This is a genomic window from Candidatus Arcticimaribacter forsetii (genome assembly GCF_910589745.1).
Lineage (GTDB): Bacteria > Bacteroidota > Bacteroidia > Flavobacteriales > Flavobacteriaceae > Arcticimaribacter > Arcticimaribacter forsetii.
This window is the reverse complement of sequence record NZ_OU342399.1, coordinates 1,216,744-1,240,222: the sequence shown is the minus strand read 5'-3', so window position 1 is coordinate 1,240,222 and position 23,479 is coordinate 1,216,744. Positions and strand designations below refer to the sequence as shown.

Below are 23,479 nucleotides of genomic sequence, written 5' to 3'. Positions count from 1 at the left end.
ATGAAAGCTAGCTATCATCGATATATTCTTGATTTTAAACAACCTAGCGGAACTTCTCGAGGTATTTTAATACAAAAGGAAACTTGGTTTATTAAACTTGAGAACAATGGTAAAAGGGGAATTGGCGAGTGCGGTATTTTAAGAGGCTTGAGCTGCGACGATCGTATTGATTATGAAGAGAAGCTTAAATGGGTTTGTGAAAATATAGATCAAGGGTTTGATTTTTTATATCACAAAATGATCGAGTTTCCTTCGATTCAAATGGGATTAGAAACAGCTTTTTTGTCTATAAACTCAGAAGATCCTTACCTAATTTTTCCTTCAGATTTTACATCCTCAAATGATAATATAGAAATAAACGGACTCATTTGGATGGGGGATAAGTCCTTTATGATGAAACAGCTGGAAGATAAATTGGCAGCTGGTTTTAAATGCATCAAAATGAAAGTAGGTGCTTTAGATTTTAAACAAGAAATAGAAGTTTTAAAAGCTATACGGTCTAAGTTTTCTCCTAAAGATATTGTAATTAGGGTTGATGCTAATGGGGCTTTTACACTTGCTGAAGCACTAGAAAAACTTAACAAATTGTCAGAATTTGGAATCCATTCTATTGAACAACCAATAAAACAAGGGCAAATTGAAGCCATGTCTTATTTATGTAAAAACACTCCGATTCCTATTGCGCTAGATGAAGAATTAATTGGTGTTTTTGAATATGAGGAAAAGAAATTGTTATTGGATGCAATTAAACCTCAATATATAATTTTAAAACCTAGCTTTATTGGAGGTTTTAGAGGCTCCATGGAGTGGATAAATCTAGCAGAAAGTGATAATATAGGTTGGTGGGTTACGAGTGCATTAGAGAGTAATGTTGGTTTAAATGCTATTTCTCAATGGACTTATACCTTAAATCCCTCAGGTCCTCAAGGTTTGGGAACAGGAAGTTTATACACGAATAATATTGATTCCCCTTTAGAAGTAAAAAATGGGTATATTGTTTATGATAAGTTTAAAAAATGGAGCGAAATTCAATAAATAAATTTCTTGAAGTCGATATAAATAAACGTTTACCGTTTGCATGGTACCTATTAGGTTCAATGATTGTAATCACATTTAGTTTTGTGGGTCAAGTACCCATGTTATTTTTTATATCAGAAGAATCTACAGCGATGATGGATCCGAAGAATCCGATGTCCATGTTTAATCATTTAGACAAGAATTTGACATTATTTCTGTTATTGTTTTCTTTTTTTATCGCATTTCTTGGTTTTCTTTTTGTCTTAAATATTCACAAACAAAGTATACGTAGCGTAACTACATCAAGAAAAAAGATTGATTTTAGAAGAGTAACTTTTGCTTTTACCTTGTGTTCAATAATTTCTGTTCTACTCGTGGGAACTGGATATTTATTAGCCCCTGAAGATTATGAAATAACTTTTCAGTTAAAACCTTTTATGATCTTGCTGGTGATTTCAGTTATATTCATTCCTTTTCAAGCTGGACTTGAAGAATTCTTATTTAGAGGGTATTTGATGCAGGGTTTTGCAAAACTTACCAAAACGCGATGGCTCCCTTTAATTTTAACTTCTTTAATTTTCGGTTCTCTTCATATTTTCAATCCAGAAATTGATAAACTAGGTTTTGGAGTTTTAATCTTTTATGTAGGTTCCGGACTTTTCTTCGGTCTAATTACCCTTTTAGATGAAGGGATTGAATTGGCTTTAGGCTATCATATTGCTAATAATTTAATTATAGCATTGTTAGTAACTTCTGATTGGACTGCTTTACAGACATATTCTGTTTTAAAGTCTATTTCTGAACCTTCTTTAATGCCAGACATCCTGATAGTATTTTTGGTCTTATATCCTTTTTCATTATTGGTTTTTGCAAAAAAATACGGTTGGTCGAATTGGAAACATAAATTAACTGCACGTATATATGAGTCAAGTACCGAGTTATAGAAATATTCATAATCGTTTTAAAATGAATGGGATTGCCTATTCGTATGACGATCTTTTTGTAGTTGCTTATAGTTTTATAAAAGAAGGAAAACCCCATGAAAAATCCATAGGTGATTTTTTGATGGATTGGATTAATTCAAAAGACTCAATCGAGGTCAAAACTTCTGGTTCAACCGGTTCCCCAAAGAAAATAAGTTATTCAAAACAAGCTATGGTTTATTCTGCAGTAGCTACAGGTGATCATTTTGGATTGAAAATAGGTGATCGGGCTCTTCATTGTTTGTCAGCAGATTTTATTGCTGGAAAAATGATGTTGGTTCGGGCAATGATCTTAGGTTTAGAAATAGATATTCTTCCTCCTAACGGTAATGTTTTAGACGGAAAATCAACTCTTTATGATTTCGCAGCAATGGTTCCTCTACAAGCAGAGAATAGTTTGAATAGTATTAATCAAATTAAAACCTTAATTATTGGTGGAGCTGCACCCTCGGAATCATTATTAGAATCTTTAAAAACAAAAAAAACTAAAAGTTTTGTTACCTACGGGATGACCGAAACTTTAACTCATATAGCCTCTCGTTCAATTTTTTCAAACGATTCTTCTTATCATGTTTTACCGGGGGTAACCATTTCAAAAGATGATCGTTCTTGTTTGAATATTGAAGTTCCCTATATCCAAACGGAACCCATTGTTACAAATGATATTGTAGAATTAAAAACAGCTAATTCATTTTTTCTTTTAGGAAGAAATGATACTGTAATTAATTCTGGAGGTATAAAAATCATACCCGAAGCGATAGAGCGTAAAATAAGTTCATTACTATCTTTTCCTTATTTTATTGGAGGAATTCCAGATGAAAAATTAGGTCAACAATCTGTTTTGGTAGTGGAACAAAAAAAGCCCATCATTGGCATAATAGATTTAATCAGAGAATCAGGTGTTTTAACGGAATATGAAATACCAAAAAAAATCTATCATTTGGAATCATTTGAGTATACCGATAATGGAAAATTAAAACGGAAAGAAACTCTTTCTAAACTTGAAGAACTCCCATATTAAATTTTTCAGTTATGGGAGCGTGGTTCGCAGCTTCAATACCTTTACTTATCCACTCCCTAGTTTTTAAAGGGTTTATTATCGCATCCGTCCACATTCTAGAAGCTGCATAAATTGGTGACGTTTGTCGATCATATCCTTCTTTAATTTTCTTGAATAACTTTTCTTGCGCAACATCATCAATCTCAATTCCTTTCTTTTTTTGAGAAGAGGCTTCCATTTGTGAAATCACTTTAGCTGCCTGTGAACCCCCCATAACTGCCATTTCTGCACTAGGCCAAGCTACAATTAATCTAGGGTCAAAAGCTTTTCCACACATGGCATAATTACCTGCACCATATGAATTACCCATAATTACAGTAAATTTTGGAACTACAGAATTCGAAACAGCATTTACCATTTTAGCTCCATCTTTAATAATTCCGGAATGTTCTGCTTTACTACCGACCATAAATCCGGTTACGTCTTGCAAAAAGACTAAAGGGATTTTTTTCTGATTACAATTAGCAATAAAACGAGTAGCTTTATCAGCTGCATCTCCATAAATAACACCTCCTAATTGCATTTCTCCATCAGCAGATTTAACAATTTTTCTTTGATTAGCAATGATACCTACTGACCAACCATCAATACGAGCATAAGCAGTTATTAGGGTTTTACCGTATCCTTTTTTATATTCCTGTAGCTCCGAATTATCAACTAAACGTTCGAGTATTGGGTAGGTATCGTAAGGTTGGTTTCTCGAAGCTGGTAATAAGCCAAGTATTTCCTCTTCATTAAGTTTAGGAGCTACTGATTCAATTCTATTGAAACCTGCAGTTTCTGGAGTTCCAATTTTGTGAATTAAGGCACGGATATGTTCTAAAGCTTCTGGATCGTCTTTTACCTTATAATCTGCTACACCACTTATTTCTGTATGTGTTGTAGCACCACCTAGAGTTTCATTATCAATTGTTTCTCCAATAGCAGCTTTAACAAGATAACTTCCTGCCAAGAATATACTTCCAGTTTTATCCACAATCAAAGATTCATCTGACATAATAGGAAGGTAGGCTCCTCCAGCAACACAGCTACCCATTACAGCAGCAATCTGGAGAATCCCTTTGCTGCTCATTCTTGCATTATTTCTAAATATACGCCCAAAGTGTTCTTTGTCAGGGAAAATTTCATCCTGTAGGGGTAAAAATACCCCAGCACTATCAACTAAATAAATAATTGGAATTTTATTTTCTAAGGCAATTTCTTGCGCTCTAAGATTTTTTTTGCCACTCATTGGAAACCAAGCTCCTGCTTTAACAGAAGCATCATTAGCAACAATTATACAAAGTCTTTTATGTATATATCCTAGCACCACAATTACCCCAGCTGCTGGACATCCATCGTACTCTTCATACATTCCTGATGCAGCAAAACCACCTATTTCTAATGCTTCAGTATTAGAATCAACAAGATAGGCTACCCGCTCTCTTGCGGTCATTTTGCCTTTATCTCTAATTTTTTGCAGTTGTTTTTTACCACCTCCAAGCGAAATGGTTGCAAATTTTTGTCTAATATTTGACCACAGCAGTTTGTTGTGATCTTCATTTTTATCGAAACTAATATTCATTCGTCAAATTTGATATAAAATTACAAAATATAGAAGGGTTAATTGCTTAACAAACTAGGATTTCTTTGTTATGTTGACTCGTTGTTTTTAATTTTTAAAAATAAATAAACGATATTTGCTGCACAATGTTAAAAACACACAAATGAGCTTAAACAAAAATAAAATATTTGGTTATACTGCATTAGTAATCATGGTCTTAGGAACAGCTCTATTGGTCATAGGATATATATTGTATCCAGATTACCCTGAATATGCTGTTGGTTTATGTGTTGCAGGTGTTGGGTTTTACGCAATTGCATGGGCATTTAATGCTTTAAAAGGAAGAATTTAATTATGTCAGATGATAAAAAAATAATTTTCTCGATGTCGGGAGTTTCAAAGACTTACCCATCAGGAAATAAACCAGTGTTGAAGGATATCTATTTGAGTTTTTTTTATGGAGCTAAAATTGGTATTTTAGGTTTAAACGGTTCAGGTAAATCTACTCTTTTAAGAATTATTGCTGGAACTGAAAAAAATTATCAAGGAGAAGTTAGCTTTTCACCTGGCTATAAGGTAGGCTATCTAGAACAGGAACCTTTGATGGATGAATCTAAAACCGTTCTTGAAATAGTTAAAGAAGGAGTAGCAGAAACGGTTGCAGTTTTAGATGAATACAACCAGATTAATGATCAATTTGGACTACCTGAGGTTTATGAGAATGCAGATAAAATGCAACAACTCATGGATCGTCAAGCTGCTCTTCAAGATCAAATAGATGCAGTAAATGCTTGGGAGTTAGACACCCAGCTTGAAATTGCCATGGATGCTCTTAGAACACCTCCAGGAGACCAAAAAATAGAATTTTTATCAGGTGGAGAGCGCCGTAGAGTTGCTTTATGTCGACTGTTACTCCAAAAACCAGATATTCTTTTACTTGATGAGCCAACCAACCATTTAGATGCTGAGTCTGTTCATTGGTTAGAGCATCATTTAGCACAATATAAAGGGACTGTTATTGCGGTTACTCACGATAGATATTTTTTAGATAATGTTGCGGGTTGGATTCTTGAATTAGATCGGGGAGAGGGTATCCCTTGGAAGGGTAATTATTCTTCTTGGCTAGATCAAAAATCTAAACGAATGGCACAGGAGCAAAAAACAGCTTCAAAACGTCAGAAAACATTAGAACGTGAGCTAGAATGGGTTCGAATGGCACCCAAAGGACGTCAAAGTAAACAAAAAGCTCGTTTATCTAATTACGATAAATTAGCTAGTCAAGATCAAAATAAAATTCAAGAAAAATTAGAAATTTTTATTCCTAATGGACCCCGTCTTGGAACAAATGTAATTGAAGCCAAAAGTGTAAAGAAGGCTTTTGATGATAAACTTTTATACGATAATCTTTCTTTTAATCTTCCTCAGGCTGGAATTGTTGGAGTAATTGGTCCGAACGGTGCTGGTAAGTCTACGGTTTTCAGAATGATAATGGGAGAAGAAACTCCAGACGACGGAAGTTTTTCTGTTGGTGAGACAGTAAAGTTAGCCTATGTAGATCAATCCCATTCAAATATTGATTTAGACAAATCAATTTGGTCTAATTTTAGTGACGAGCAAGAATTAATTATGCTAGGAGGTAGGCAGATTAATTCTAGAGCTTTTTTAAGTCGATTTAATTTCAGTGGGAGTGAACAAAACAAGAAAGTTTCAACGCTTTCTGGAGGTGAACGTAACCGTTTACACTTGGCAATGACTCTTAAAGAAGAAGGAAATGTATTGCTTTTAGACGAGCCAACAAACGATCTTGATGTTAATACTTTAAGAGCATTAGAAGAAGGTTTAGAGAATTTTGCAGGTTGTGCAGTGGTTATTTCTCACGACCGATGGTTCTTAGATCGTATTTGTACTCATATCTTGGCTTTTGAAGGAGATTCTCAAGTTTACTTTTATGAAGGTTCTTATTCTGATTATGAGGAAAATAAGAAAAAGAGACTTGGTCAAGATCTCATGCCGAAGAGAATTCAGTATAGAAAGTTAACGAGAGACTAGCACACTATTATTTGTTCAAAGCTGCGTCTATTAAATCTGCTACATCAATTTGAGATCCTTTTCTGATTGTGTCAGAAACTGTAAGAATTAATAAATTTTTACCTGGAGTCTTTAGATATATTTTTTGACCCCAGGGTAAATCTACACCACTTCGAGAAAATGGAGATAGATTAGGATTCATTACACCTGGTATTATAATAGGTAAGCTTTGAGCAGTTGAGTTTAATAGATAAAAAACAGCTCTTCGAGTAGGATTAATTTTTTTCTTTCCAGGTTTAGCTTTAAATATAGAATACTCAATTTTTAATGGCGCTATAAATCGATTTTCGAGCTGTAGATAATTTTTTTCTTGGATTTGAATTGTTTCAAAACTTCCTTTTTTTAAGCCAAATCCTTTGGTAAGTGTATCTGTTTGATGATCTCTGGAGGAGACTCCAAGTTCAAGTTTAGATTTATTCCAAATTTTCACTTGATAACCTTTCATATAAGGATAATCTATGGTTACCACTTGTTTCGGAGGAACGAATAAAGTAGATTTAGGTGTGCTATTTTTTGATTGTGCTTGTAAAACAGAAATGTTCAACACAATAAAAAGACCAAGGAAACCTAAATGATTAATTTTCAATGTTTCTATTTTAAGTTTAATTCCATTTTTATATCAGCTCTTTCATAGGGCAGATTCTTTTCTAAAGGCACTTCAATAAATCCATTTTTTTGATATATGTAAAGTGCATTTTTCAATAATTTACTAGAATATAAAATAATTTTATTCCAGTGGTGTTTATCAGCAAAAACCAACATATGTTTTAGTAGTTTTTGCCCAATTTTTTGTCCTTGAAAAGTAGGGTCTACAGCCATTTTTCCAAGTTCATAAATCCCTTTTGAAACATAAATAAAAGCAGCTGTTCCAACAATAGTTTCATCAATTTTTACAAAAAAAATGAAACCACCTGGTTTTATAATGAATTCTTCACATTTACTTAGCAGTTCAGAATCGTAAGGCTCTACAACGAAATATTTCTTAAGCCAAGCTTCATTTAACAGACGAAATTCTTCTGTGTATTTAGGATCAAAAGAAATAATTTCCATAGCTATTTTTCACCAGTCATATCCTTAGGAATAACCCAAGCATCAAATTCCTCTGCACTAACATATTCTAACGCAAGAGCAGCTTCTTTAAGAGTTGTTCCTTCTTCGTGAGCTTTATTTGCAATTTCTGCAGCCTTATAATATCCTATCTTAGTATTTAGAGCAGTTACAAGCATTAAAGAATTGTTAACTAATTCATCAATCCTTTTTTGGTTCGCTTCAATTCCATTTACACAGTTAACAGTAAAACTTTCACAAGCATTTCCAATTAACTGAGCAGATTCTATAATGTTTGCCGCCATAACAGGCTTGAATACGTTTAACTCATAATGACCTTGAGTTCCAGCGACTGTAATGGTTACGTCATTTCCCATTACTTGAGCACATACCATAGTAATTGCTTCACATTGCGTAGGATTTACTTTCCCTGGCATGATTGAGCTTCCTGGTTCATTCGCTGGGATTGTAATTTCACCAATACCAGATCGAGGACCTGAAGAAAGCATTCTTATGTCATTTGCAATTTTATTGAGCGAAACGGCAATTTGTTTTAAAGCCCCATGAGTTTCTACAATAGCATCATGAGCAGCAAGAGCTTCGAACTTATTGTGAGCCGTTATGAAAGGAAGTCCAGTAAATTCAGCAATAAATTCTGCAACTCGTTTTGAATATCCTTTAGGAGTATTAATACCAGTACCTACTGCTGTTCCGCCAAGTGCTAATTCTGATAGGTGAGTCAGTGTAAAGTTTAAAGCTGCGAGACCATGATCTAATTGTGAAACATATCCAGAAAATTCTTGACCAAGAGTTAGGGGAGTGGCATCCATTAAATGAGTACGTCCAATTTTAACAACGGATTTGAATGCATCGGCTTTGGCTTGCAATGCATCTCTGAGTTGAGTTACACCCGGAATAGTTACATCAATTATTTTTTTATAAGCTGCAATGTGCATTCCAGTCGGAAACGTATCATTAGAGGATTGTGATTTATTAACATCATCATTTGGAGCAAGTGTTTTATCACCTTCACCAAGCTTATTTCCTGCTAGTACATGTGCACGATTTGCAATAACCTCGTTAACATTCATGTTACTCTGTGTCCCTGAACCGGTTTGCCATATAACCAAGGGGAATTGATCATCTAACTTGCCCGCTAGAATTTCATCGCATACTTGAGCAATTAAATCTCTTTTATTAATATCTAGAACACCAAGTTCATGGTTTGTGTATGCAGCTGATTTTTTTAAATAAGCAAATCCATGTATTATTTCGATTGGCATAGACCCTGGAGATCCAATTTTGAAATTTGATCGTGAACGTTCTGTTTGTGCCCCCCAGTATACGTCTGCAGGAACTTTAACTTCTCCAAGAGTGTCTTTTTCTATGCGGTATTCCATTGTTTTATTCGCTTTTAATTATACTCTGCAAAAATACTTAATTTTTATTTTAGAGCCATATGAAGTTTAAAGGTATTGGGATTTTTATTGAGAATATATTTTTATATCCAGACTCAAAAAAAATAAATAGATCACTATGATTAGAATTATAAAAAACTTAATTTTGTTAAAAATTTTATAACAATGTTCGAATTCGATCAATATTTAGGTTTTCTTTCTTTTTTAACCATATTAACTATTGGGTTTTGGTTAATGATTTTTTTATTAACTTTTGTAATTCCTTACTGGTTAACTGGTGCTTTATTAGAATGGTTTAAAGAACGTAAAGAAGCTAAAAACACAGAGATTAAGGAATAACCTTCTCATTATAAAAGCTAGTTAATAGCTTATTCATAAAAAAAACCTCACAATCTGTGAGGTTTTTTTTATTGTTAATTTTAAGGAAGATTAGAAATCGAATTCATCACCTCCGTCACCACCACCTGGGTTTCTTGAAGCTCTTCTTTTCTTGGCTGCTTTACTTTCGTTTATTTTATAAGTAAAGGTTAGAACATAGCTCGGTATTCTCCACTGGAATTCGGTGTAAGAATTAAAGTTCTCACTTGTAGTGGTACTTTTTCTTCTGCTTGAATTTAATAAATCACTCGCTCTTAATGATAGAGTTCCTTTTTTATTCAGAACGGTTTTATTTACAGCACCAGATAAGGTAAATATTCCTTTAGATTCTGTTTGTGCATTTGCTCTAGGTCCAAAATAAAAACCTCTTATTTGAGTGTTAAAGCCTTTAGGGAACTTAATGCTGGCATTAATTCTACTGAACCAACTCACTATTTCGGCACCAAAATCTCTACCTTCATATGCACCTATTGTTTCTGAATTGAAGATATTAAAATTACCACTGATTCTAACGTTTCTGTTTGGAGTATAGGTAAGCGTAAATTCTGTACCAATACGATTATTCTCAGATAAATTTACTGTAATCGATCGCAAGGCAGGAACTAAAGTACTGGACCCTTGTTCTGTTGGAACTTCAACTAACTCTCCAGTCTGCTCTGTAATACGTTCTATATTTTGTGTTGTTTTTTGGAAGTATACTGATCCATTGAATGTAAATTTTTCCCAGCGCTTTAAATATCCTAAATCAAATGTGTTAGAATACGAAGGATCTAAATCCGGGTTTCCTTGTCTAAAGAATGTAACACTAGATCGTGATGGAAACGGATTAAGAGATCTACTTCTTGGTCTTCTGATACGTCTACTAAACCCTAAAGTTATATTGTCTTTTTCATTTATCTCATACGATAGATTAACGGTTGGAAACCAATCAGCATAGTCTTTCTTAACTTTTGTATTCAACGTTTTTTGATCAATTATGATATTTGAATGTTCCATTCTTAAACCCAACAGGTAGGAGAATTTATCCATTTTTTGACCAAACTGTGTATAAGCAGCGTTCACGTTTTCTGTGTATTCTAGAATATTTGAAAGATCTGTGTTTGTGACAAAAACATTATTTTCTTGTATTGCTACATTATAGTCTGTTTCTTGGGTTTTGAAATTTCCTCTGTAGCCAAGTTCAAACTGTGTATTATCGTTAATAGGCCAAACATAATCTAACTGATAAAGAATTCTTTTTTGTGACTCTGCAGTAAAAACTTCCTCCGGTATTGCGGTAATAATATCAGAATCTTCATCTTCAATACTTGTTTCATATTGAAATTCTGCAACTAGCTCATGTCCTTTATCATCAAATTTTTTAGTGTAATTGACACTAAATTGTTTTGTTTCATCTAGTTCTTTTTCATCATCAAATCGGTCTGTATTGAGAGTTACTGTTGGAGTAATAGATTCTATGAAGGTAGATGCTAGGCTTGAGTTATTACTCTTTCTGTAAAATCCAGAAAGTGTTAATGAAGTATTGTCGTCATACAAGTATTCTACACCAACATTTGTAAAAAAGTTTCTGCGATTACGGAAATAATCTCTTTTTTCATTTGAAAATGTATTGGGATCTAAACCATTGTAATATTCGCTGTTAAATATTCCACCACCTTCTGATTCAGAATCACCATAGTTTGTTGTGGTAAATAAATTTATTTTTTCAGACCTCCAGTTTAAGGATGCACTTGCTCTGTTGTTTTTTGGAACTCCTGCGTTAACAACTACAGAACCATTAAATCCATCTAAGGTATTTTTCTTCAATATAATATTTAGAATCCCTGCCGTTCCAGCTGCATCATATCGTGCTGAAGGCGAAGTGACAACTTCTACTTTTTCAATAGATTCTGCAGGTATCTGTCTAAGTCCTTCGGGCCCCGATAAACCAACTAATCCAGAAGGTTTTCCATTGATGAGGATGCGAACATTGTCATTACCACGAAGTGATACAATTCCCTCAACATCAACGGAAACTGAGGGTACATTATCTAAAACATCAGACACACTACCTCCTCGAACTGTAATGTCTTTTCCTACGTTATAAATACGTTTATCTAATTTAATTTCGACCGTTGTTCGTTCTCCAACTAATTCAACTTCATCTAAATTAGAAGCTTCTATTTCCATATTAATTATACCAAGATCCTGATTAGAACGGATCATGACATTATTCTGTGTAATGGTCTTAAATGAAATGTATTCAGTACTGATATTGTATCTACCTGGAAAAACTTCTATTGAAAATTTACCTTCTTGATTGGTAATTCCTCCTTGTAGTAATTTTGGCCTTCTTTCATTTTTAAAAGTAATAGTAGCATATTCAAGGGGCTCTTGTGTTTCTTGATCAAGAACAGTTCCTGTTATAATTAATTTTTGAAAACTTTGAGTTGGTCTTTGGGCTAATAGTGAATTTGAAAATAGTAGGATTAAACTCAATAATTGGAGTTTAAATTTTTTAGAAAATAATTTCATTAAGTTTTTTCTTGTTAGACTATATATAGTTGTTAAGGTTTAATCGAATTTACAAATTCAATTAAATTATCTATTGGTCTACCAATTACTGCTTTTGTTACACTAGAAACAATAGGCCTTTCAATTAGTTTTGGATGTTCTAATAATGCATCAATAACTTCAGAGTCTGTTAGTGTTTTTCCTTTGTAATTTTCTTTCCAAATCGTTTCATTTTTCCGAACCAATTCTATTGGCTTTATATTTAATAATTGAATTAAACCCTTTAATTCTTTTAGGGATACAGGGGATTTCAAATATTCTATAATGTCTAAATCAATTCCTTTTGTGTTTAAATATTCAACAGCTTCCCTTGACTTTCTACATCTAGAATTATGGTATACTTTTAATTTCATATTTAATTATTTATATAGTTTTTTATTACTTCTTCCAATTGATCAGGGTTTTCAAAATGGATTGATTGAATTCCAAGTTCACGAGCAGCTTCTATGTTTCTTAGATTATCATCTATAAAAAGAGATTCCTCCGCTTTTAAATTAAAACGACTTAAAGTAAGCTGATAAATTTCAGGGAAAGGTTTTCTTGTTTTCTCTTGACCAGAAACAATAATTCCTTCAAACCACTGCAAAAACTCAAATTTTGCAATTGCTCTAGGAAAAGTTTCATGACTCCAATTCGTTAACGCAACAACCTTAATTGAAGGATTATCCGTTAGCTTTTTTAAAATATCTACTGTACCTTGGATTTGGTCTCCAAGCATGTCGTCCCACCGTCCGTAAAACATCTTAATTTCTTCCTCAAATTCTGGGAATAAAGCAATTCGCTCTTCTGTAGCTTTAGCCATTGGGTATCCGGCATCTTGATTTTCATTCCAATCTTGTGTACAAATTTCATTATAAAAATGATTCATGCGTTCTGTATCATTTTTAAAAACCTCCTTGTAAACCTTGTCAGGATTCCAATCTATAAGAACACCCCCTAAATCAAAAATCACATTTTTTATATTCGGTATTATTTTCATAATAATTTCTTTAAGTTTTTATTCAGTTTCGTTTTGTCCCATCATCATTAAATAAGCCTTAAGGAATGGGTCAATTCCACCGTTAAGAACATCATCTACATTTCCGGTTTCATGCTGTGTTCTTACATCTTTAGCTAATTTATAAGGGTGTAAAACATAATTACGAATTTGAGATCCCCATTCGATCTTTTTCTTTGAAGCTTCAATTTCTTTTCTAGCAGAGAGTTTCTTTTGCAGCTCAATCTCATATAATTGAGATTTTAAGAGCTGCATTGCTTTAGTTTTATTGTCTAATTGAGATCGAGTTTCAGAATTTTCAATAACAATACCAGAGGGCTCATGTCTTAACCTCACAGCAGTTTCTACTTTATTTACATTCTGTCCTCCAGCTCCACTTGAACGCATTGTTTCCCAGGAAATATGAGCTGGATTTATGTTTATTTCAATAGATTCATCAACTAAAGGATAAACATATACAGAAGCAAAAGAGGTGTGTCTTTTGGCATTACTATCAAATGGGGATATTCGAACTAAACGATGAACCCCATTTTCGCCTTTAAGCCATCCAAATGAAAAATCTCCATCAATTTCAAGAGTAACGGTTTTAATTCCAGCAACATCACCAGCTTGATGGTTTAATTCTTTAATTTTAAATCCTTGTTTTTCGGCCCACATCAGATACATACGCATTAACATTTCTGCCCAATCACAACTTTCTGTTCCACCAGCACCCGCAGTAATTTGAATTACGGCACTTAAAGAATCACCTTCATCGGAAAGCATGTTTCGAAATTCTATATCTTCAAGGTCATTAAGTAGAGCATGATAAACCTCCATTACTTCGTTTTCTGAAACATCACCTGTTTTAAAAAACTCTAGCAATACTTCTAAATCATCGTATTGAGAAATTAATTTGTCATAATCTGAAACCCATTTTTTTAAAGTACGGAGTGTTTTCATATGAACTTCCGCTTGGGTTGGATTATTCCAAAAGTCAGGATCAAGAGTAACTTCCTCTTGATTACGTATTTCTATATGTTTTGCATCAACGTCAAAGATACCGTCTTAAACCACCTAGGCGTTCTAATAGAGTCTTTTGCTGATCTGTAGTTATCATATTTTATATTTTATGTAAATGTATAATTAAACTACAATTTTCTCTTTTTTTGGCATTATTTTTTTAATTTAATACAAAACTTATTTAAATGAAATTGATGTATAAACTCGTACTTATTTTATTCTTAATTACTTCTGTGGCAACTAATGCTCAGCGAACAAAAAAACAAAAATTTAGTTCTAAAGATTCGAAGATAACTTCGTTAAATTCAAAGGCACATGAATTCCAAGGTTTTTTTGACTTTTATTATGAAGATCATACGGGTAAAGTTTTCTTAAAAGTTTCTAAAGAGAGTCAAATAAACAAAGAGTTTCTTTATGTAAACAGTTTAAGTTCTGGAATAGGAAGTAATGATATCGGTCTAGATCGTGGTCAACTAGGTGACCAAAGGTTGGTATATTTCAGCAAAGCTGGTAATAAACTCTTATTAATTCAACCCAATTTAGATTACAGAGCGAGTACAAAAAATTATTTAGAGAAGCAATCTGTAAAAGAGGCTTTTGCTGAATCTGTTTTATTTGGATTTCCTATCATAGAAACTACAGATTCTGACTATCTAATTGAACTAACGCCTTTTTTAATGCAAGACGCACACGGTGTTTCCCAGCGCCTTAAACAAACTAATCAAGGGAACTATAAATTAGACAAATCACGCTCAGCGGTTTCCTTAGATCGAACTAAAGCATTTCCTAAAAACATTGAATTTGATATCCTTTTAACTTTTGGAGGTCAAGCTTCCGGCCGTTGGATTCGTTCTGTTACTCCAACTTCAAATAGTGTAAGTGTAAAACAGCATCATTCTTTTATAGAGCTTCCAGAAACTCCACTAACGCCTCGTAAATTTGATCCTAGAAGTGGAGCTATTCCGTTTTCTTATTATGATTATTCTACACCAATAGAAACTTCAACCCGTCAAGTTTTTGTAACCCGTCATCGACTTGAAAAAGTTAATCCAAATGCAGAACAGAGCAAGGCTAAAGAACCCATAATATATTATTTAGATAATGGTACACCTGAGCCAGTTCGATCTGCTTTATTGGAAGGAGGAATCTGGTGGAATCAAGCTTTTGAAGCAGCGGGTTATATAGATGCTTTTCAAATTAAAATGCTTCCGGACGATGCAGATCCATTAGATATTCGATATAATGTAATTCAATGGGTTCATCGATCCACAAGAGGTTGGAGCTATGGGGCAAGTGTAAAAGATCCAAGATCAGGTGAAATTCTTAAAGGTCACGTAAGTCTTGGGAGTCTCAGGATTAGGCAAGATTTTATGATTGCTCAAGGACTAACAAAAGATCCATATGCTAATGGTAGTACTGATGAGTCGAAGATGTCTGCAATGGCTATTGCTCGAATTCGTCAACTTTCTGCTCATGAAATTGGTCATACACTTGGTTTTGCTCATAACTTTGCAGCAAGTACAAAAGGAAGAGCTTCTGTAATGGATTATCCACATCCAACACTTGAAATTAGGGATGGAGCAATTTCATTAGAAAACGCATATGCTGAAGGAATTGGAGTTTGGGATAAGACTTCTGTACAATATTCCTACAGTGATTTTCCGGAAGGAACTGACGAAACAAAAGCACTCAATACTATTTTAGAGCAAAGTATAAAACAAGGGAGTCGATTTATATCGGACCAAGATGCACGTCCAGTTGGAAGTGCACATCCCTATGCGCATCTTTGGGATAATGGATCAAGTGCAATAGAAGAATATAAACACCTTCTAAAAGTTCGTTCTCTTGCATTAAATAATTTTTCAGAAAATCAACTAAGAGTTGGAGAGCCTTATTCTTTATTAAACGATCGACTTGTTCCTATATATTTTTTACATCGATACCAAGTTGAAGCAATCGTTAAATTAATTGGAGGTGTCGATTATTCTTATGGAGTTAAAGGCCCCATTCCTTTTAAGATTTCAACTGTATCAAAAGATACTCAACAACAAGCATTATCAGCAATGATTAAATCATTGTCTCCCGAAACTCTCGCAATTCCTAAAAAACTAATTAAACAATTACCTCCAGCTGCCTATGGTTTTTCTCCTTCAAGAGAAAGTTTTAGATCACAAACAGGTAGGGTCTTTGATGTTTTAGGGGCACCTGCCTCAATGAGTAAAGTAATCATTCAAATGATTTTGAATCCCCAGAGAGTTTCTAGACTAGTTCAGCAAAAGGCATTGGACTTCAATCAATTATCTTTTAAAGATGTTGCAACGCAATTGAAAGATAAAATTTTTAATAATAAATACAAGGATACTTATCACCAAGCAATTCAACAAAGTCTAAAGGAGAATTATCTGAATGCATTATTTGATTTACATGCAAACACAAATACTTCAGCTACTGTTAAAGTAACAAGCTTCAACTTAATTAAAGAATTGGAAACCAGTTTAAAAAAGTCAAAAGGTGATAATTCCTATTACATTAGCAAAATCAGACGTTTTTTAGAAAATCGAGACTCCTATGAAGTTCAGCAAACACCTGTACTTCCGGATGGTTCACCAATTGGCACAGAAATTTTTTGTTCTCAACCAATTTTATAACATTAACATCAATTATAAATATTTGAAAAAATTGTGGAAGTAAATTTAATTAGTGATACGGTTACCGTTCCTTCTGAGGGTATGTTAGATACTATGCTCAAAGCTAAAGTCGGAGATGATGTGTTTAAAGAAGATCCTTCTGTTAATGCATTAGAAGAAAAAGTAGCCCAGTTATTTGGTAAAGAAGCTGCCTTATTTTTTCCTTCCGGAACAATGGCTAATCAAACCGCAATAAAAATTCATACCAACCCAGGAGAACAATTAATTTGCGATCATTATGCCCATGTGTATAATTATGAAGGAGGGGGAGTTAGTTTTAACAGTGGAGTTTCTTGTGCTTTAGTGGAAGGAGATCGAGGTCGAATTTCAGCTAGTCAAGTAGCTTCTAAAATCAATCCTCCAGATTTTTATCATTCCCCTTTAACTACTTTAGTTTGTCTTGAAAACACAACAAATAAAGGGGGTGGAGCCTTTTATGACATAAAAGAGATAGGAAAAATTAGAACCGTATGTAATGAACATAAACTTGCACTTCATTTGGATGGGGCTCGAATATGGAATGCACTTATAGCCTCTAAACAAAACCCTAAAGATTACGGGCATTTATTTGATACATTATCGGTATGTTTTAGCAAGGGATTGGGTGCTCCTGTTGGCTCGGCATTGATAGGAAGTAAAAAAGATATACATTCGGCACTTAGGGTACGTAAAGTTTTAGGTGGTGGAATGCGACAAGCAGGTTTCTTAGCAGAAGCAGCGAGTTACGCAATTGATAATCAATGGAATTCATTAGAAGAAGATCACCGAAAAGCAAAAGAGTTAAAAGCAATTTTAGAAGCCTCATACTTTATTGAAAAGGTAGAACCAGTAGATACTAACATTGTGATCTTTAATCTTCAGAAATCAATAGATATTAATGAATTTAATAACAAATTAAATGATTTCAATATTCGATATATATCTATGGGTCAAGGAAAACATAGAATGGTAACCCATAGAGACTATACTCAACTACAACATGAATATGTTTTAGAAACCTTAAACAAAATAAACTTAGAACGTGAACTTTAAATTAAAAATAACATCCAAAACGGTCATAATTTTAATTTTTGGTGTTATTTTCGTTCAATCTCAAAAACGAATCAGAATTCAATCCCTATGAACGATCTTTACCCTCCTAAGGTTGAAAAAAAAGAACATCAACATAATAAACATAATGACATACGGATTGATGAATATTTTTGGTTAAATCAGAGAGATAATCCAGAAGTTATTGATTATTTAGAACGAGAAAATGACTATTACTCAAAGTCTACTGCTCATACAAAGGTTTTTCAAAATAGTCTTTTTGATGAAATGAAATCTAGAATAAAGGAAGATGACAGCTCTGCACCTTATTTCTACAATGGCTATTGGTACATTAGCCGTTATGAAATTGGAAAAGAATATCCAATATATACTAGAAAAAAAGAAAATTTAGAAGCAAACGAAGAAATACTTTTTGATTGTAATGAAATGGCAAAAGGACACGATTATTTCCGATTAGTGGGAATAAGTATAAGTCCCGATAACACTAAAGCAGCTTTTTCTATCGATACAGTTTCGAGAAGATTATACACCATGAAGGTTAAAGATTTAGTAACAGGTGAATTTTTATCAACTTCTATTGAAAATACTACGGGTGGAAGTGTGTGGGCAAAGGATAATGCAACTTTGTTTTACACCCAAAAAAATACACAAACCCTTAGGTCAGAAGCTATATATAAGCATGATATTAATTCAGGATCTGATACTAGAACCCTAGTTTATGAAGAAAAAGACGATACTTTTAGTGTTTATGTAATGGATTCTAAATCCGAGGAATATATTTTTATTTCTTCCTATAGTACACTGACTACTGAGTTTCAATATATAAAGTCAGATGAGCCATCGAGTGATTTTAAGTATATACATAAACGAGAAAGGGGGTTAGAGTATAGTATTTCTCATTACAATGATTTTTTCTATGTTTTTACAAATGCTGATGATGCTTATAACTATAAAGTAATGAAAACTCCGGTTAACAAAACGGATCGTTCCAACTGGAAAGATTTTATTCCTCACAGATCATCGGTTTTGTTGGAAGACCTTGAGATTTTTAATGAATATATGGTTCTAACAGAAAGAGAAAATGGACTTTCTAGAATTAGAATTCAATCTTGGGATGGAACAAAAGATTTTTATTTACCTGTAGATGGAGAAACCTATACCTTGTACACCTCAACAAATGTAGATTTTAATACAACAAAACTCAGATATGTATTCAATTCTCTAACAAATCCATCTTCTGTATTAGAATATGATATGGAAACAGGAGAAAAGTTTATTCTTAAAGAGCAAGAGGTTTTGGGTGATTTTAATAAAGAAAATTATGTTTCAAAGCGACTTTGGGCAACTGCAGACGATGGTGTAAAAGTACCAATTTCTATTGTGTACCATAAGAAAACTAACTTAAGACCAAGCACTCCAATTCTTCAATATGCCTATGGGTCTTATGGTTCTACTATAGATCCTAATTTCTCAACTACAAGGTTGAGTTTATTAGACCGTGGTTTTGTATTTGCAATTGCGCATGTTCGAGGGGGAGAATATATGGGAAGAAATTGGTATGAAGACGGGAAGTTATTTAAAAAGAAAAATACTTTTTCAGATTTTATAAGCTGTTCTAAGTTTTTAATAAAGGAAGGATATACCTCTCCAGATCACTTATATGCGTATGGCGGTTCAGCAGGAGGTTTGTTGATGGGAGTAATTGTTAATGATGCCCCTGAACTTTACAATGGAGTTATTAGTGCAGTCCCGTTTGTAGATGTGGTGACAACGATGTTAGATGAAACGATTCCATTAACCACATCGGAGTATGACGAATGGGGGAACCCAAACGATAAAGAATACTATGATTATATAAAATCATATTCTCCTTATGACAATGTTGTAGCACAAGATTATCCAAATATACTTGTAACCACAGGATTACATGACTCTCAAGTTCAATATTGGGAGCCTGCTAAATGGGTAGCAAGGCTAAGAGATTTAAAGACAAATAAAAAACAATTATATTTAGACACGAATATGCAAGCTGGTCATGGTGGAGCATCAGGAAGATTTGATGCGCTTCATGAAACCGCAAAGAAATATGCTTTTATACTTGATTTAGAGAACCAAATTTGATTATTTCTAATTCAAAAACCTATGAAAAATAAATTTAAATATTCAGATAATATCCTGAGTCTAATAGGAAACACCCCACTTATTAAGCTTGGTAAAATAGCAAAAGACCTATCTGGATCCTTTTATGCAAAATGGGAAGGTTCAAACCCAGGACATTCTAATAAGGATAGAATTGCACTATTTATAATTGAAGAAGCCGAAAAAAAAGGATTGATCAATAAAGACAGTGTTATTATTGAAACAACCTCTGGTAATACAGGTTTTAGCCTCGCAATGGTTTCATTAATAAAAGGATATAAATGTATTTTGGCTGTGAGCTCAAAATCATCACAGGATAAGATTAATATGTTACGGGCTATGGGAGCAGAGGTTTATGTTTGTCCGGCAAATGTTAAAGCAGATGATCCTCGTTCTTACTACGAAGTTGCAAAACGTTTACAGAAAGAAACTGCAAATTCAATTTATATAAACCAATATTTCAATGAATTAAACGCACTTGCTCATTATAAAACTACCGGGCCAGAAATATGGAATCAAACCAATGGTCAAATTACCCATTTAGTTGCTTGCAGCGGAACAGGGGGAACTATTTCAGGTAGTGGGAAGTTTTTAAAGGAACAAAATCCGGATATACAGGTTATTGCAGTCGATGCTTACGGTTCAGTATTAAAAAAGTATCACGAGACTCAAGAATTAGATCTAGATGAGATTTATCCATACAGAATTGAAGGGATTGGCAAGAATATGATTCCAAGTTCAACTAACTTTGAAATAATTGATTTATTTGAAAAAGTAACTGATGAGGCTAGTGCTCACACAGCAAGAGAAATTTCGCTAACCGAAGGTATGTTTGTAGGCTACACCTGCGGAGCCGTTTTTCAAGCTATAAAACAACTTCATGAAAATAATATTTTTGATGAAAAGAGTAATGTAGTTGCAATTTTTCCAGATCATGGCTCTCGTTATATGAGCAAAATTTATTCTGATCAATGGATGAATGAACAAGGTTTTTTTGATAATGATCACATAAAAAACCCAAAAAAGATTGAATACATAAAATAACAACATTTACATTTTATAATATGATAAACGATTTATTTGATAGAATTACCGCCAATAAAGGACCTCTAGGGAAATGGGCTTCTGTTGCTGAAGGTTATTTTGTTTTTCCAAAACTAGAAGGACCTATTTCAAATAGAATGAAATTCAAAGGAAAAGAGGTCATAACCTGGAGTGTGAATGATTATTTAGGACTCGCAAACCATCCTGAAGTACGCAAAGTTGATGCAGAAGCTGCTACTGAATACGGTTCTGCTTATCCTATGGGAGCTAGAATGATGTCTGGTCACACAGATCTACACGAACAATTAGAAAAAGAATTAGCAGATTTTGTGAATAAAGAAGCTGCCTATGTTTTAAACTTTGGTTATCAAGGGATTTTATCTACAATTGATACATTAGTTTCTAAAAATGACGTGATCGTATATGATGTAGATGCTCATGCTTGTATTATAGACGGGGTTCGTCTACATCCTGGGAAAAGATTTACTTATAAGCATAATGATATTGAAAGTTTAGAAGTAAACCTAGAACGAGCTACGAAAATAGCTGAAAAAACTGGAGGAGGAATTCTAGTGATTTCAGAAGGTGTTTTTGGGATGCGTGGTGAACAAGGTCGTTTAAAAGAAATAGTAGCTTTAAAATCAAAATATAGTTTTCGCTTTTTAGTAGACGATGCTCATGGTTTCGGTACCTTAGGGAAAACTGGAGCTGGAGCCGGAGAAGAGCAGGGAGTTCAAGATGAAATAGATGTTTATTTTGCAACATTTGCAAAGTCAATGGCTTCTACAGGTGCTTTTATTGCCGCCGATAAAGAGATTATTGACTTTATGAAGTATAATATGCGTTCTCAAATGTTTGCAAAATCATTACAATCAGTTCTCGTCTCTGGAGCATTAAAACGCTTAGAAATGCTACGTAATATGCCTGAGTTAAAAGATAAACTTTGGGAAAATGTGAACGCACTTCAATCCGATTAAAAACTCGAGGTTTTGATATTGGATCTACACAAAGTTGTGTTACTCCCGTTTATTTAAAGGGTAGCATTCCTGAAGCTATGGTTTTGGTAAAAGACCTCAGAGAAAATCATAATGTATTTTGCTCTATTGTAGTTTATCCGGTGATACCCAAAGGAATTATACTTCTTAGGCTTATTCCTACCACTTCACATACGCTTGAGGATGTTTCACTTACCTTAGACGCTTTCGACGCTATAAGAGAGCGTTTAGATGGTGGAATATACAAACGCATGTCAGCAGGAATTAAAGCTTCTTAAATACTTTAATTTTATAAAATAAAAAAAGCCGTTTAAATTTACTTAAACGGCTTTTGTTATTAGTTATTTTAACACTTAATCGTTAAGCATTACTGGCATAACAAGCATTGTAACTTGTTCTCCCTCCTCTGTTCCGTCTATTGGTGTTATTATTCCAGCTCGATTAGGTAAAGACATTGCTAAAGAAATTTCGTCAACTGAAAGGTTGTTTAGCATTTCAATGATGAATCTAGAATTAAACCCAATTTGTAAATCATCTCCTTGATATTGACAGTTTAAACGTTCTTCAGCTTTATTACTGAAATCAAAATCTTCTGCTGAAATATTTAATTCAGCACCCGCAATTTTTAATCTAATTTGATGTGTTGTTTTATTCGAGAAGATACTAACACGTCGGAGTGAGTTTAAGAATGGCTCTCGTGAGACAGTCATTACATTCGGGTTTTCCTTAGGAATTACAGCTTCGTAGTTAGGGTATTTACCTTCAATTAAGCGGCAACTTAAAGTAGTGTTTCCAAAAGTGAATTGTGCATTTGTGTCGTTGTATTCAATAGTAATATCCTCCTCACTTCCTAATAAAATTCCTTTTAAGATTTGAAGTGCCTTTTTTGGCATAATAAATTCAGCTGTACTATCTGCTTTAAGGTCAGTACGTGAATATTTCACAAGTTTGTGTGCGTCCGTGGCAACAAATGTTAAGGATTCAGTTGAAAATTGAAAAAAGACACCACTCATTACAGGCCTGAGATCATCATTTCCTGAAGCAAATAAAGTTGCATTGATAGCTGTAGCAAGAATATCAGCCATGAGAACTGTTTTGCTTGGATCTTTGATGTGAATCGCTTTTGGAAATTCATCACCCGATACAAAGGCAAGAGCATATTTTCCATTATTTGCATTTATCTCCACCGTATTATTTTCTAGAACCACAAAAGTTAAGGGTTGTTCAGGAAAGGTTTTAAGCGTATCTAATAGTAAACGCGCAGGAAGAGCTATTGTTCCACTTGAATCTGACTCTACAGAAATGCTTGAAGACATACTAGTCTCTAAATCAGAAGCTGTGAGAGTTAAACGATCAGTTTGTAACTCAAATAAAAAATTATCTAGTATTGGTAATGTATTTGAGTTATTTATAACTCCACCAAGAATTTGTAGTTGTTTAAGCAGTTGATTACTTGATACAATGAATTTCATATTTTG

General features: G+C 33.6%; 19 protein-coding genes and 1 pseudogene. 11 read left to right on the top strand and 9 right to left on the bottom strand.

The genetic code is table 11. The features are described from left to right. Genes NG655_RS05735 through NG655_RS05725 form a run of 3 tightly spaced genes read left to right on the top strand, consistent with a single transcriptional unit; the run spans position 1 to position 3,021 of the window. Complete coding sequence (locus tag NG655_RS05735) at positions 1 to 1,035, top strand: o-succinylbenzoate synthase (protein ID WP_252158380.1); 1,035 nt, start codon at positions 1 to 3, stop codon at positions 1,033 to 1,035. After that, positions 1,017 to 1,961 carry a CPBP family intramembrane glutamic endopeptidase gene (locus tag NG655_RS05730; RefSeq protein WP_252158379.1) on the top strand — a complete coding sequence of 315 codons (945 nt, stop codon included), beginning with the start codon at positions 1,017 to 1,019 and terminating at the stop codon, positions 1,959 to 1,961. The genes NG655_RS05735 and NG655_RS05730 overlap by 19 nt, the downstream gene beginning before the upstream one ends. Next, complete coding sequence (locus NG655_RS05725) at positions 1,939 to 3,021, top strand: AMP-binding protein (RefSeq protein WP_252158378.1); 1,083 nt, start codon at positions 1,939 to 1,941, stop codon at positions 3,019 to 3,021. Before NG655_RS05730 ends, NG655_RS05725 begins: the two co-directional genes overlap by 23 nt. Here the strand turns inward: NG655_RS05725 and NG655_RS05720 are convergent. Then, the gene (locus tag NG655_RS05720) at positions 2,996 to 4,624 is read right to left on the bottom strand and encodes an acyl-CoA carboxylase subunit beta (protein ID WP_252158377.1); all 1,629 of its coding nucleotides are present in this window, start codon (positions 4,622 to 4,624) and stop codon (positions 2,996 to 2,998) included. The two genes, NG655_RS05725 and NG655_RS05720, sit on opposite strands and share 26 nt — an antisense overlap. A 142-nt stretch (positions 4,625 to 4,766) precedes the next feature. Between NG655_RS05720 and NG655_RS05715 the strand changes: the two genes are divergently transcribed. Then, positions 4,767 to 4,955, top strand: a complete 189-nt coding sequence (locus tag NG655_RS05715) for a CAL67264 family membrane protein (protein ID WP_252158376.1) — start codon at positions 4,767 to 4,769, stop codon at positions 4,953 to 4,955. Positions 4,956 to 4,957: 2 nt separating this feature from the next. Continuing rightward, positions 4,958 to 6,652: an energy-dependent translational throttle protein EttA gene (ettA, locus tag NG655_RS05710; protein WP_252158375.1), complete on the top strand. Its 1,695-nt coding sequence runs from the start codon at positions 4,958 to 4,960 to the stop codon at positions 6,650 to 6,652. Between the two features lie 7 nt (positions 6,653 to 6,659). Here the strand turns inward: ettA and NG655_RS05705 are convergent, their stop codons facing one another. From NG655_RS05705 to fumC, 3 genes are read right to left on the bottom strand one after another with little or no spacing between them, the layout of a single operon-like run. Next, entirely contained in the window at positions 6,660 to 7,277 is a 618-nt protein-coding gene (locus tag NG655_RS05705) for a hypothetical protein (protein ID WP_252158374.1), read from the bottom strand. Positions 7,278 to 7,282: 5 nt separating this feature from the next. After that, positions 7,283 to 7,741 carry a GNAT family N-acetyltransferase gene (locus NG655_RS05700; RefSeq protein WP_252158373.1) on the bottom strand — a complete coding sequence of 153 codons (459 nt, stop codon included), beginning with the start codon at positions 7,739 to 7,741 and terminating at the stop codon, positions 7,283 to 7,285. A gap of 2 nt (positions 7,742 to 7,743) precedes the next feature. After that, entirely contained in the window at positions 7,744 to 9,138 is a 1,395-nt protein-coding gene (gene fumC, locus NG655_RS05695) for a class II fumarate hydratase (RefSeq protein WP_252158372.1), read from the bottom strand. Between the two features lie 183 nt (positions 9,139 to 9,321). On the opposite strand from fumC, the gene NG655_RS05690 reads away from it, so the two are divergent. Next, positions 9,322 to 9,495, top strand: coding sequence for a hypothetical protein (locus tag NG655_RS05690; RefSeq protein ID WP_252158371.1), 174 nt, complete (start codon positions 9,322 to 9,324; stop codon positions 9,493 to 9,495). A 90-nt stretch (positions 9,496 to 9,585) separates the two neighbouring features. On the opposite strand, the gene NG655_RS05685 is transcribed toward NG655_RS05690, so the two are convergent. The 4 genes from NG655_RS05685 to prfB all read right to left on the bottom strand — a co-directional run bounded on the left by NG655_RS05685 (position 9,586) and on the right by prfB (position 14,183). Next, positions 9,586 to 12,012 carry a TonB-dependent receptor gene (locus NG655_RS05685; protein WP_252158370.1) on the bottom strand — a complete coding sequence of 809 codons (2,427 nt, stop codon included), beginning with the start codon at positions 12,010 to 12,012 and terminating at the stop codon, positions 9,586 to 9,588. Between the two features lie 68 nt (positions 12,013 to 12,080). After that, a complete protein-coding gene (locus NG655_RS05680) occupies positions 12,081 to 12,440 on the bottom strand; it encodes an arsenate reductase family protein (RefSeq protein WP_252158369.1) in 360 nt (119 codons plus the stop codon). A gap of 2 nt (positions 12,441 to 12,442) precedes the next feature. Then, a complete protein-coding gene (locus NG655_RS05675) occupies positions 12,443 to 13,066 on the bottom strand; it encodes an HAD family hydrolase (protein WP_252158368.1) in 624 nt (207 codons plus the stop codon). An 18-nt stretch (positions 13,067 to 13,084) separates the two neighbouring features. After that, a protein-coding gene (gene prfB, locus NG655_RS05670) for a peptide chain release factor 2 (protein ID WP_252158367.1) occupies positions 13,085 to 14,183 on the bottom strand; the annotation gives its coding sequence in 2 pieces (ribosomal slippage) (positions 13,085 to 14,119 and positions 14,121 to 14,183; 1,098 coding nt in all). Positions 14,184 to 14,271: 88 nt separating this feature from the next. Here prfB and NG655_RS05665 point away from each other — a divergent pair. The 5 genes and pseudogenes from NG655_RS05665 (at position 14,272) to NG655_RS05645 (ending at position 22,279) form a co-directional block, all read left to right on the top strand. Further along, complete coding sequence (locus NG655_RS05665; protein ID WP_252158366.1) at positions 14,272 to 16,734, top strand: zinc-dependent metalloprotease; 2,463 nt, start codon at positions 14,272 to 14,274, stop codon at positions 16,732 to 16,734. 33 nt (positions 16,735 to 16,767) lie between these two features. Continuing rightward, on the top strand, positions 16,768 to 17,805 hold the full coding sequence (locus tag NG655_RS05660) for a threonine aldolase family protein (RefSeq protein WP_252158365.1): 1,038 nt from the start codon (positions 16,768 to 16,770) through the stop codon (positions 17,803 to 17,805). Positions 17,806 to 17,892: 87 nt separating this feature from the next. Next, positions 17,893 to 19,944: a S9 family peptidase gene (locus NG655_RS05655; protein WP_252158364.1), complete on the top strand. Its 2,052-nt coding sequence runs from the start codon at positions 17,893 to 17,895 to the stop codon at positions 19,942 to 19,944. 21 nt (positions 19,945 to 19,965) lie between these two features. Further along, complete coding sequence (locus NG655_RS05650; RefSeq protein WP_252158363.1) at positions 19,966 to 21,006, top strand: cysteate synthase; 1,041 nt, start codon at positions 19,966 to 19,968, stop codon at positions 21,004 to 21,006. 23 nt (positions 21,007 to 21,029) lie between these two features. After that, a pseudogene (locus tag NG655_RS05645) lies at positions 21,030 to 22,279 on the top strand (aminotransferase class I/II-fold pyridoxal phosphate-dependent enzyme). Between the two features lie 75 nt (positions 22,280 to 22,354). On the opposite strand, the gene dnaN reads toward NG655_RS05645, so the two are convergent. Beyond that, on the bottom strand, positions 22,355 to 23,473 hold the full coding sequence (gene dnaN, locus NG655_RS05640) for a DNA polymerase III subunit beta (RefSeq protein WP_252158362.1): 1,119 nt from the start codon (positions 23,471 to 23,473) through the stop codon (positions 22,355 to 22,357). Positions 23,474 to 23,479 lie beyond the last annotated feature (6 nt).